10 protein-coding genes are annotated in these 12,697 nt (G+C 42.8%); 9 read left to right on the forward strand and 1 reads right to left on the reverse strand.

The genetic code is table 11. From position 1 onward, the window contains the following. Both JXR81_10125 and JXR81_10130 read left to right on the forward strand, forming a co-directional pair. Positions 1 to 216 (forward strand): hypothetical protein (locus JXR81_10125; GenBank protein ID MBN2755199.1); only part of this gene is annotated, 216 nt, incomplete at its 5' end. An 87-nt stretch (positions 217 to 303) separates the two neighbouring features. Next, the gene (locus JXR81_10130; protein ID MBN2755200.1) at positions 304 to 537 is read left to right on the forward strand and encodes a hypothetical protein; all 234 of its coding nucleotides are present in this window, start codon (positions 304 to 306) and stop codon (positions 535 to 537) included. Between the two features lie 77 nt (positions 538 to 614). Here JXR81_10130 and JXR81_10135 read toward each other — a convergent pair whose 3' ends face one another. Continuing rightward, the gene (locus tag JXR81_10135) at positions 615 to 3,215 is read right to left on the reverse strand and encodes a hypothetical protein (GenBank protein ID MBN2755201.1); all 2,601 of its coding nucleotides are present in this window, start codon (positions 3,213 to 3,215) and stop codon (positions 615 to 617) included. A gap of 165 nt (positions 3,216 to 3,380) precedes the next feature. Between JXR81_10135 and JXR81_10140 the strand changes: the two genes are divergently transcribed. From JXR81_10140 to JXR81_10170, 7 genes are all read left to right on the forward strand, one after another. Further along, entirely contained in the window at positions 3,381 to 4,505 is a 1,125-nt protein-coding gene (locus JXR81_10140; protein ID MBN2755202.1) for a hypothetical protein, read from the forward strand. 270 nt (positions 4,506 to 4,775) lie between these two features. Then, positions 4,776 to 6,557, forward strand: coding sequence for a DEAD/DEAH box helicase (locus tag JXR81_10145; protein MBN2755203.1), 1,782 nt, complete (start codon positions 4,776 to 4,778; stop codon positions 6,555 to 6,557). Between the two features lie 421 nt (positions 6,558 to 6,978). Then, the gene (locus tag JXR81_10150; GenBank protein MBN2755204.1) at positions 6,979 to 7,551 is read left to right on the forward strand and encodes a hypothetical protein; all 573 of its coding nucleotides are present in this window, start codon (positions 6,979 to 6,981) and stop codon (positions 7,549 to 7,551) included. A gap of 179 nt (positions 7,552 to 7,730) precedes the next feature. After that, the gene (locus JXR81_10155; GenBank protein ID MBN2755205.1) at positions 7,731 to 8,573 is read left to right on the forward strand and encodes an AraC family transcriptional regulator; all 843 of its coding nucleotides are present in this window, start codon (positions 7,731 to 7,733) and stop codon (positions 8,571 to 8,573) included. A gap of 316 nt (positions 8,574 to 8,889) precedes the next feature. After that, on the forward strand, positions 8,890 to 9,690 hold the full coding sequence (locus JXR81_10160; protein MBN2755206.1) for a hypothetical protein: 801 nt from the start codon (positions 8,890 to 8,892) through the stop codon (positions 9,688 to 9,690). Between the two features lies 1 nt (position 9,691). Beyond that, entirely contained in the window at positions 9,692 to 10,651 is a 960-nt protein-coding gene (locus JXR81_10165) for an alpha/beta hydrolase (GenBank protein ID MBN2755207.1), read from the forward strand. A gap of 164 nt (positions 10,652 to 10,815) precedes the next feature. Further along, the gene (locus tag JXR81_10170) at positions 10,816 to 12,237 is read left to right on the forward strand and encodes a phosphoglucomutase/phosphomannomutase family protein (protein ID MBN2755208.1); all 1,422 of its coding nucleotides are present in this window, start codon (positions 10,816 to 10,818) and stop codon (positions 12,235 to 12,237) included. Positions 12,238 to 12,697 lie beyond the last annotated feature (460 nt).

A 12,697-nucleotide genomic window follows, 5' to 3' on the forward strand; every position in this document is an offset into this window, starting at 1 on the left:
AACCGGGGATTCTTGGCAGGCTGTACTTTGAAAACCGGACATTTCTATTTTGCAGAAAATAGGACATTTCTATTTTGCGTTGACAGATACGATAAGGCAAGGTTGACAAATGTACTTTGTTATGGCATATTTAAAATGTGGATAATGATAAGGGTAAAAAAGTTCTTTAATTTTGTAATTATAATAATCGCAATCCCCCCGGAGTATCCACGATAAGAAACCCCTCCCAAACCCTTTTTATCAACTCCGGGGGTCTAAAAAAAACAAGGCAAGTCAAATCAAATATAACAGCAGGGGGAAATAATGAAAAATGTGAAAGAGGTTTTATCACTTGCAGGGATAGGAGCGCTGCTTGGCGGCATTGTGGCGGAATTTTTTCCAAAGTTATTATCAAGCGGACTTTTTGGCGACATTGGCGCTGATATCAGCGAACCGTTTTCTCAGTTTAGAAATGAACTTGCGTTAAAGTGGGGCGGAATCGGAGCAATAGGCGGAGCCGCGATAGGGTTTGTAAAACAGCTTATTCTTAAAAAATAATTTTTTCTACAAAATAAAAAAGGCGGGGATTTTTCCCCGCCTTTTTTATTTTATATACTGCGGTAAAAAGTATTCTGTTACTGATAGTTATAAACGCCCATATATCCGCCAGAGATAAATCCTGAATACACATCTTCCGCGGATTTTATAATGTAAGGGTATTCCGTAACAGGGGATGTATATCCCGACGTGCTGTTTAAATATATCCAGCCTGCGCCGTTAAACATTGCGGCAATTGCTTTGTTTGTGCCTGTGTTTATAAATGATACGTAAATTTCATTTTCGGAAACCGCGTGTATTGAATTATGCTTTGAATAACAGGCGAAGAGCGAAGGGGTCAAATCCGTCCAGTAAGAACCGTTCCATCTGCATACAACGGGCAGATATGTATTTGCCGTGAATATAACGTAAACAGCGGCATCGTTTATAACGCTTATATCAACGCTTGAAGCTTCAACGTCATAATTGTAAGCAACGCCTCCCAGGTCTGCCCAGTCCTGTGTTCCATTTTTCCATTTTACATGTACCCTGTTATTATCAGTGGTATCCACATAAGCTGCATAAAGTTTAAGCGTACCTGCGTCGTTATAGCCGTCCATAGAAATCGTATTATAACGGGCCGCGTCTGTGGATACAGCAGGGGTGAAATTGGAAGAACCGTATGGCACCCAGCTTGAAGTAAGGTATTTTACCATTACGCTGCCGCCGGCGTCGGAATTTATATATGCCACATATGGCGTTTCACCGTCAATGTATATGCAGGGCTGCGTACCGTTGCCCACGGTTATACCAAGTGAACCTGCCCAGGAATCGCCGCTGTAGCGCGCGTAAATTCCGCCGGCGCCAAAAGGGTATACCGCGTAATCATTCAGGGCTGATTTTGCAAGCCAGCGTTTTCCCATTTTTGTGTAATCGGCTGTAAAACCTGCAGAAACACCGTTTATATGAACTTTATTGTAACTTTCTGTATAGCCCCAGGAATAATCAGCGCCGTTGGAAGCAAGCGCGGCGCATTGTGAAACAGCAGGCGTACCGTAAGCTGCGGCTGTCCACGCGCCCGGTGTTGTTGTAATGGTGCTCGTAACGGTAATTGTCGGCGTTACGGAAAAAGTCTGAGTAATTGAATATGTGGGTGTTATTGTAAATGTCATTTCTTCGTGATGAAGGCTGTATTCATATATCGGCCAGGAGTTTGTTATTTTTACGTAATATGTGCCTGCGGTAAGGTTTGTGTCAAAATAGGTTTCATTATCATTTGCTCCGCCCAACCAGGCGCCGCTTAGATAATTATCCGGATAACCGCCGGACGTGGGCGCGCCTTCTGTGTCGTAAACATATATTCCAATTGTGTCATCCTGGCTTCCGTCAACGTTAAAGTAAATTCTGGAAGTATATGTCCCGCCTACCGTATATACAAACCAGTCTGAATCGCTTGCAGGATAAACGCTGTGAATTTCGGAATTGGGCGATGAAGAAGCCGCGTTAGCCCCTGTATAAACATCATCCCCGTCTTCATATATATCAGGGCCAAGAGTTTTGGTGGGCGTGACCGTGGCGGTTATTGTAACTGTAGGGGTTATGGTCTCTGTAATTGTCGGCGTGTCATAAACCGCAACATAATGCAGGTTGTAGAATACGCCTGTGTCAGGATTGCTGTCATACATCTGTAAATAATAATCGCCGGCTTCAAGTTCTTTAATGATATATGTTTCAAAATCTGAACCCTGGACACATTGATCCTGCGAAAGGAAACCGGAATAATCACGGGACAAACACATTCTAAGGTCGTATCGTTGGTCATCACTTTGTGCAAAAAGCGTCACGGAAGAATAAAATGGAATTGTAAATTTAAACCAGTCTTCATCTCCTGACGGCGCAAGGGTGTGGTATTCGGTGCTGCCGGATGCTATTGTACGCGCATTAAATGAGGTGCTGTCGTCTTCATAAACATCCGTGGGCCACGGGGTGGGGGTATTGGTTTGCGTATCAGTGGGGGTTTCGGTATAAGTATATGTTGCGGTTTCTTCTGTTGTGTAAGTGTAAGTTGCGGTTTCTTCTTCAGTTGGGGTTTCGGTTACCGAAGGGGCAAAGTTAATGGTTATTTTGTACTGTGTTATCGGTTCATAGTTAAACGCGCGGATTTTAATGTAATATTTTCCGGACGGAACGTAACAGTAATCAAGTATTACCGCAGGGGTACTGCCGTCGCCGCCTATGGTGGATGTAAAGGAAGAATTTACCGTGTCAGCTTCTTCAAAAACTTCTATGTAACAGTAATTTGAATCCGCTGTGGTTATGGAAACACACGATTCTTCGGTCAGGTTAAAATACATCCAGTCTTCATCATCCCAGACGTGAATGCTGTGCGTCTGGGTTTCACCGTTTGTAATTTCGTTTGCGTCAGTATAAACGTTGTCAGTTTCATAAGAATCCGCGGAAGGTGTGGGGGTGTTTGTAAATGTGGAACCGGCAGGAACTGTATTTGTTTCTGAAGCGGTATAAGTGAAAGTATTTGTAGAGCCGGGCGGCACAGTATTTGTATATGTAGCTGTATGTTCAGCCGTATTTGTGGAAACCGGGTCTGACGGGGTTGAAGGGGATGCCGGGTTTTTACCGCAGGAGTATATAATAAGGAATGAAGAAATTATTAACGCGGAAATCAGCAGATTTTTTTTCATAAAATCCCCTTAATTAATATTTAAAAACCTGTAAGCGTAATATAACATAAAAAGCGGCTGTTTCAAATATATTCCTGTATTTTATACAGGTTATTTTCTTTATATAAACAAGAAAAGCCTTTATTATATGGTATAATATTTAAAAATTAGGAGGAAATTGCCAATATGAAACTTGTATTCAGCTGCGGAGTCTGCGGGAAGCAGGAAACCATTTTTCTTACGGATAAAAGCAGGACATACCTGATAGGCAGGGAGCTTGAAAATCTTGATGTTAAACTTTGCGCCGATGAAAAAGGTTCTTTAAGCCGCATTCAGGCTAACATAAAATGGGACAAGAACTGCTGGCGCCTTTATGACGGATGGCCCCCTGACACCACCGCGAAACACCCCATTGCCATGAATAAGCCGGCTTCTTTTGGCGGCACTTTTGTAAAAAGAAATGATGAAATTAAAAATATCCCTTACGGCGCCGGCGAGGAAATTAAGGATAAAGACACGCTTTTGTTTGTGGTCACTGCAAAAGCCAGGACAACAGCCGAAAAATTTATTAAGCAGTCTCCTTCTGACACGCAGGCGGTGTATTACAAATACGACGGAATGGTCTTCCGCGAAGATATGGAATATTACGACGGGTTTAAATATAAATGCGAAGTGACAGACGGCACAGACGATTCTGTTTTAAGGCCAAGTAATATGTTCGCGCCCACTGTGACAGGCGAATTAAAACCGGGGCTGGAATATCCTAATTCCTGTATTGGCCTGGATATCCGGTCCAGCACCGAAGCCGATCTTGAAACCCAGCGCGACCACATGATACCGCAGTTCAATGAAATTCTGGGAGACCTTTTAAAAGACTACAGGGATTATCTTTTAATACTTTTAGGCGACGGCGCGTTTGTATGTTTTCTTGGAAACCGCGAGGATGCGGATGTAAATTTTTCATTCGGCTTAAAATTCATGGACAGGTTAAAGACATTAAACGAAGAAAACAAAAGAAATAAACTTGCGGAATGGAAAATAAGAATAGGAGTTAACAACGGCAAAGACAGGCTTGTAAAAGTAAATATTGCCGGGCAGGAAGCGCTTAATGTTTACGGCAATTGCATCACCACCATGTCGCGCTTAATGGCGTATGCCAAGTCAAAACCGGGAGAGATAATAACCGGCATCCCTTTTCACCAGGAAAACAATAATAAGAAGTTTTATAAAAATAATTTCACGCAGGTATCAGGCGAAGCCGTGGACAAAAACGGCGTAAAACAGCTGTATTACCTGTATTCCAAAAAATAAATTAATAATTTTTGTGGTATTTAACGTGTTGATACAGTATAATCATTACACCTGAGCGGGATGACTGCCGGGCAAGGAATTGTAACTTGTGTGTGTGCTTCAAAAGGGCACTTTCATTTAAAACATCCCTGCAAGAAAATCCCACGAAGCGGGCTTATAATGCCCGGAAATCTGCGATGTTTTCATTATTATGAATACATTATATTTTTTCCGCTGCATGGCCCATCTTAATTAGCTATGGCCATGTGCCGTAAGCGGAAGGAAAAAGAAATGGACAAGAAAAAGTTTGAAGAACTAAACCTGTCACAGGAAATTTTAAAGGGCGTGACAGACATGGGGTTTGAAGAAGCCACTTCAATTCAGTCGGGAACAATCCCCCTTATGATGACAGGCGTTGACCTTATAGGACAGGCGCAGACAGGAACAGGAAAGACAGCGGCGTTTGGAATACCGCTTCTGGAAATGGTGGACGCAAAGAACAAAAACGTACAGGCGCTTGTAATGTGCCCCACGCGTGAACTTGCTGTACAGGTGGCGGAAGAGATAGGAAAAATAGGAAAGTATAAAAAGGGCATAAAGACCCTTGCGGTCTACGGCGGACAGCCGATAGACAGGCAGATACGCGCGCTGCGCGCTGGCGCGCAGATTGTTATCGGCACACCCGGCAGGCTTATTGACCACATTGAAAGAAAGACAATGTCGCTTGCTGCCTGCGCAATGGTGGTGCTTGATGAAGCGGATGAAATGTTAAACATGGGTTTTGTGGAAGATATTGAACTTATCCTTAAGAAAGCCCCTGAAAAAAGGCAGACAGTGCTTTTTTCCGCCACTATGCCGGCGCCTATCATGGCAATCACAAAAAGGTATCAGAAAGACCCGCAGCACATTAAAATCACGCGTGAAATCTTGACAGCTCCTTCCATAGAGCAGTGCTATTATGAATTAAAACGCGGCACAAAGCTGGAAGCGCTTTGCAGGCTGCTTGATATGAACGAATTTAAACTCTCGCTAATATTCTGCAATACCAAGATGATGGTAGATGACCTTTACGGCCATCTTAATTCCCGCGGATACCTGTGCGAATCGCTTCACGGCGATAAGACGCAGTTTATGCGCGACAGGGTTATGGACAAAGTAAGGCACGGCAAAGTGGATATCCTTATAGCCACAGACGTGGCCGCGCGCGGTATTGACGTGGAAGGCATTGACGCGGTATTCAACTATGACGTACCGGCGGACGAAGAATATTACGTGCACAGGATAGGCCGCACAGGCAGGGCGGGCAGGACAGGCAAGTCGTTTACCTTTGTTTATCCCGATGAAATTTTTAAAATGCGCGGAATCATGAGGTACGCGAAGATAAAGATTAAGCAGGAAAAGATTCCCACAAAAATGGGAATGGAAGAATTAAGGGTTGCGCGTTTCGCCGAAAAAGTTAAAGAAGTTGTCGCGAAAGGCGGGCTGCAGCACCATATTAAAGCGGTGGAAGCTATGCTTACGCCTGATGTCTCCTCCACAGACGTGGCAGCCGCGCTTATGAAAATGACAATGGAAAAAGAATCAGGCAGCACAGGCACCGCTCACGATGATATTAATGCTCCGGAACGTTCTTTATCAGCTGAAAGAGGCGGCGAAAGAAGCAGCAGGTTTTCTTCGCATAATTCAGGTTCACGCGGTTCAGGTTCGCGCAGTTATGGTTCACGAGAATCCGGTTCACGCAGTTCCGGCGGATATGGCGCCGGCTCTTACAGCCGCGGCAGAAGCGATGACAGGCCTGCCGGGCATACAAGGTCAAAAGGCAGGGACAGTGATATAACAATGACAAAGATATTTTTAAGCGTAGGCAAGGGCAGCGGCGCGCAGGTAAAAGATATTCTTGGCGCCATAACCGGTGAAACAGGCATAGGCGGCAACCAGGTCGGCCGTATTGACATGCAGGACCGCAATACGTTTGTGCATGTGGATTCCACACAGGCTGACCAGGTGGTGGAAAAAATGAACGGAAAAAGAATCAAAGGCGCAAAAATCTTCGCGGAAAAGGCGAAGAACTGATAAGGGCAGATGCTTAGAGGCTTGGATGCTTAGAGGCTTGGAAAAACTTCAGCTCGGAAATTTGGTTTAGATACGGTAGACGCGGGTCTTTAGCCCGCGGTTGTTGATCTGGATTTTTTTATTCAGGAGATATTTGGTATAAGTAATACAAATTAAATAATGTACTTTAAAAGGCGCGGGATAATCTCCCGCGCCTTATTGTTTTGTGTAGTGGTAGCCGCACCCTTCAGGGTGCGTTGTTTAGATTTTTTATGTACTTGCTGTGTGCCAACCTTCCAAACTTCTACGCCTCCAAGCATCTGACCATCCAGCTTTCCAAGCCTCTAAGCCTCCAACCTTCCAAGCCTCCATCTTTACGTAATCCTTTCCCCCTCCTCCTGCGTCAAATTATTGTAACTAAAAAATTTCAGGAGGTAATAAAATGAGAAACACAATCTTAAAAGCGCTGTTTGGTACGGCTGTAATAATTCTTGCGGTGGCGGTTATTAATGTTCGCGCGGATGTAAGGTTTGGGCTTTCGGCAGATGATGCGGGTTTAAACGGGTTTTATCTGTCAATAAGCGAATATAACAGGGTGCCGCAAAAGGATGTTATTGTTATCAGAAACCACGGCATTCCCGATGAAGAACTGCCTGTTGTGTTCTTTCTGGCGAATAAAGCAAATGTAAAACCGGAAACTGTGTATAAATTAAGGCTTCAGCGTATGTCATGGATGGAAGTGGCGTTAAGGCTTCGCCTTGCGCCGCAGGTTTTTGTTATTAATACGCATGATAAATTCAGGCCGCATTATGGAAATGTTTTCAGGTTTACGGACAGGGAGATAATTGAAAGGGTAAATTACAGGTTTGTTTCCGACTGTCATAAATACCGCCCGGAAGTTGTTACAAAGATAAAAGACAAACATATTTTATTTAAAGGCAAAGAAAGTAATTTCAAAAATAAAACAAAAATTGTATATAAATATAAGATACAGGAAAAAAAGCACAAAAGGTAGATAATGCGGCAATAAACAAAAAAGGCCCCTGAAAAAGGGGCCTTTTTTGTTTATTAACAGGGGTTAATAAATCTGTAAAAATGAAGAAAAAAGTCAAGTGTTTTAAGGGGTTGTTGTTGTAGTATATCCACGGGGAGAAAGGTTGCGGCGCAATGGTATATAAAAGATACAGCCCTAATATGAAAAGGGCTGTTGATTACATTGAGAAAAATATTAAGAATAATGTCACATATACCGAAGCGGCACAGGTTGCTGCCATTTCCAAAGGGCACTTCTGGCGCCTGTTTAAAATGCTTTTTGGGGAAACAATAGGCGTTTACATAAGAAACCGGCGGCTGACTTTAACGTCGCAAAAACTTCTTTTATCCCAAAAAAAGATATCCGATATATGTTATGAATATAATTTTGAATCGTATGAAGCTTTTTCAAGGGCCTTTAAAAAACTGTTTAAAATGGCTCCTGCCGAATATAGAAAGAAAAAAAGCCGTTTCTATTACCTTGAAAGGCAGAGGCTTACGGGAAAAGATATTGACCATATTCTGGGCGGTGGAATTAATACAAACCCTGATTTTGTAAAGGGGAAATCATTTACCGTTTACGGGAACCTGAAAAAGACCACATTAAAGCGTGTGATGTCTGAGAGGCTTAAAAGGGCGTCTGAACTTGAAAAAAAAGGCGGTAAAACCTTTACCGCTTATTGCGGATGCGGGAAAGATTTAAATAAAATATCAATGGACAGCCCTATTGAAATTTTTTCGGTAAACGATTACGAGAATAAAAAGAAAGAATGCGGCAAGCCCGAAAAAACCATACCTTCAGGTAAATACGCAAGGTTTGTGCATAAAGGCGGGGCTGAAATGCTTTTATCAAGCCTTAATTACATATTCGGCTCATGGCTTAAAAAAAGCGGCAGGCATGGGCTTGAATATTTTTATGTGATTTCTGAAAACAGGGTAAACGGAAAAAAATTATTCAGGGCCGAAATCTATATACCGGCAGGAATAATAAAAAAAGCAAAATAAGAAAAGCCCCGGGCCGGTCCACCGTCTCTCTCTAAGAGACACCCCCTTATCAATCGGCCCGGGGTTTATTATCAATTACGTTGCGGTTATTAACCTATATTATCCAAATTCCATATTGACATAAATATTCCATTGCTATATTATTTCTAAACGCTAAAATTCCGACAACATAAACAGGAGAAAAACCCGCAAAAGCAAGCCTTTGCCTGCAATTACAGGGCTTTAAAAAATCAATCAGTTTTTCATTTGTCATAAAAACTCTTTTTTAAATACGGCTATTATAAACTGTTATATAATAAAAAATACAGGAGATTATATGGAAGAGAAAAGGGATTTTACGGCTGTTTCGGTAATCACCGCACTTGCAATGGCTGTTACCGCGTTTTTATCCGTGTTTGTTAAGAATCCGTACATAAAGGAATCGCTGTCCTATGCTTCACAGGGAATTGGGCAGGATGCGTTTAACCTGGCCATAGTATCACCCCTGCTGATTATTTCCGCGTTATTAATGAAAAAAGGCGGAAAGTTCTGGGAGAGTATATGGATGGGAGCAATGGTATATATAGCCTATTCATATTCTATCTATGCTTTTGGCGTTCATTTTAATTACCTGTTTCTGGTATACTGCGCAATTCTTGGGCTGTCATTTTTTGGACTTGTGTTTTATTTTTCCGGTATAAAAACAGATGCAGAAAATATTCCGCAGAAACACTCTGCCGCCTCTGTTGCCGCAATGATTTTTCTGGGTATGATTGCGATTATTTTCAGTATCCTGTGGCTAAGTGATGTCATACCCGCGCTGATAAATGGAACGGTGCCAAAGGCAGTGGCTGAAAACAATTTCTTTACAAATCCTGTGCACGTGATTGACCTAACATTCGCCGTGCCTGCCTGTGTTATAGCCGTAATCCTTATGCTGAATAAAAAACCTCTTGGGAGCATATTTGCCGTTGTTATGCTTTCTCTTACGGTGTTTATGTTGCCTGCGCTTGCGGCCATGACGCTGGGTATGATGATGCTGGGAGCGGGCGGCGGGCTTGAGATGGTTTTTGTATTTAACGCGTTTGGCGCTGCAGCAGCTGTAATACTTTGGTTTTATACAAAAACAAGGAGATAATATGATGAAACCATCAATAATAATCGGCGGAGTAATTTTTGTTTTAATAGCGGTTGTTTTTTTAGCTGCATCCGGCGGGTTTAAGCAGGAAATGAGAAAAGCTGAAAACAGGGAAAAATTCCACAATCCGCTGATAATTGAAAGTGCGGCGGGAGAAGCCGAATACTCTTTATCCGGCAGCGGATATCCGGTTTTAATATCTCACGGCATAACCGGAGGAATAGGGCAGTGTTATGGCCTTGCTGATATGTATCTTCCGAAAGATAAATTTAAAATAATTGCGGCATCAAGGTTTGGTTATGGCGCAGTCTTAAAACCTGAAAAATCAGATCCAAAAAGTCAGGCAGACGCTTTTGCCGCGCTGTTGGATTCGCTGAAAATAAAAAAAGCGGCTGTACTTGGAAATTCAGCGGGCGCTGCAGCGTCATTGCAGTTTGCGATTAATTACCCGGACAAATGTTCCGCGCTTATTATGATATCTTCTAACGTTCCTAATGAAGCAAAAATGCCGCCGCAGCAGGCTATGCGGATGTTCTTTGGGTCAGATTTTCTATACTGGGGTGTTATCAGGGCTTTCGGAAAAAGCATGCTGGCAATGGTAGGTATACCGCAGAATATAGCCGTAAAAATGGGAGAAAGCGAAAAAAAGGGGTTTGTTGACAGTATTTTAATGTCTGCGCTTCCTGTAAGCAAAAAAACAGACGGCATAATAAATGACATGTATGTTTCAAATATGGATATGGCAAAAGGGTATGATTATGCAAAGTTGAAAGTGCCTGTCCTGCTGATTCACGCGAAAGATGACCCAATGGGGCCGTTTTCTTCCGCTGAAAAGATTTCAAAACTGATTCCAGAATGTGATTTTATGGCGCTTAATGACGGCGGACATCTGCTTTTGGGGCACGAAGAAGAAGTAAGGCAGCGCGCAGCTGAATTTATTACAAAAAATTCAGAAAAATAAGAAGTTATTATTTGGTGGATTTCGCAACGTTATACTGATTATTTTGATTTTATAGCGTCAGATTTCAGCTGAAAATAAGGCAGTTGTAAAAGAGGTTAAAATAATATATCATATTTCCTGTTTACAGAATTTAAACCCAAACAGGGAAAATACAGGAGGTAATTATGTCAACAAAAGAGATTAAATTCGGGACTTCCGGATGGCGCGGGATAATGAGCGATGACTTCACGTTTGGAAACGTGAAGATAGTTGTTCAGGCGATAGCGGATTTTATTAAAACAAAAGATGAACTTAAGGGCAAACCCGTAATAGTGGGCGGCGACGCAAGGTTCCTTTCCGAGAAGTTCTGCGAAACAACCGCGTGCGTGCTTGCCGCAAACGGCATACCGTCGCTTGTATGCGACAGGGACACGCCTACGCCTGTAATCTCGTATGAAGTTATCAGAAGAAAAGCAGCCGGAGGCATAAATTTTACGGCTTCCCATAACCCGGCTGAATACAACGGCCTTAAGTTCAGCCCTTCCTGGGGCGGGCCGGCAACTCCGGCAGAGACAGCTGAAATAGAAAAAAATATTAAGGAACAGACAACAATTAATTTCATGGAAAAAGAAACAGCCATGGAAAAGAAGCTTATAACCTATTTTGACCCAAAACCGTTTTATCTTGAAAGGATTAAGGAAATTGTGGACTTTAAGGCGATTAAGAAATCAAAAATGAAAATAGTTGTAGACCCCCTGTTTGCCACGGGAAGGGGTTATCTTGATACGCTGCTGATTGAAGCAGGCGCCAATATTAAGGTTATAAATGACCACAGGGACGTGTATTTTGGCGGGTTTCCGCCGGAACCGGCTGAAAAAAACGTGGCTGATCTTATAGCCGCGGTAAAGAAAGAAAAAGCCATGCTTGGCGTGGCCACGGACGGCGACGCTGACCGCTACGGCATAATTGACAGCGACGGCAGCTACATTCAGGCAAACAAGATACTTCCGTTGCTCCTTGATTATCTGATAAGGAGCAGGGACTGGCCCGGTTCTGTCATCCGCTCTGTTGCCACATCGCATATGGTGGATGCTGTGGCAAAAATTCATAAAAGGGTGCTTCATGAAACACCTGTGGGTTTTAAATACATAGGCGAGATAATGCAGGAAGAAGAAATAGTGATAGGCGGCGAAGAATCAAACGGGCTTACGGTACACGGCCACATTCCGGAAAAAGACGGAATAATCGCGTGCCTTCTTGTTGTGGAAATGGTCGCCAAAAGTAAAAAACCCATTAAAGAACTGTTGAAGGAACTTGAAGAGAAAACAGGCCCATTTATTAATGACAGGAAAAATTTCAGGCTTACAAATGAAAAAATGCAGGCAATAATTGAAAAACTTAAAAACGGGAAAAATGATAAATTTGGTTCTTTTGATGTCCTTGAACTTATCACGGTTGACGGGTATAAATTTATGCTTGGCCGCGATACCTGGGCAATGATAAGGCTGTCAGGCACGGAACCAATAGTAAGGCTTTACGCGGAAGCAAAAGAAAAAAAGGTGTTAAATAAGATTCTTGAAGAAGGCGAAAAGTTTATTAAAAGCTAAAACTGATTATCAATTCAAAGGGCGCGGGAATTATTCCGCGCCCTTTTTTTATTGGTCTGTGTAATCTGCGCGCGCTGAAAAAAAACACCCACCACCTGTTTTGTTTTGGTATTGGTAACCGCCCCTTTTAGGATGCGTTGTTTTGACTTTGTTTTTTGTTTTGGTAGACGCGGGCCTTCAGCCCGCGTCAGTTGATTTGATGTTTGTTTTTACTTCCGTCCCTCTGTTCTTCTGTGCGTCCGTCTCTTCGGTTTTACAGGGGTTATGTATATTTTTTCAGTATGCGCCGCAATAATGGGAGCTCGGTTCAGACCTGGTAGACGCGGGTCTTCAGCCCGCGGCAGTTGATTTGATGTTTGTTTTTACTTCCGTCCCTCTGTCCCTCCGTGCATCCGACCCTCAGTTTTACATGGCTTGGGTATATTTTTTCAGTACGCGCCGCAAATTGGTATTCTTGTAT

This window comes from Candidatus Goldiibacteriota bacterium, assembly GCA_016937715.1.
Classification (GTDB): domain Bacteria; phylum Oederibacteriota; class PGYV01; order PGYV01; family PGYV01; genus PGYV01.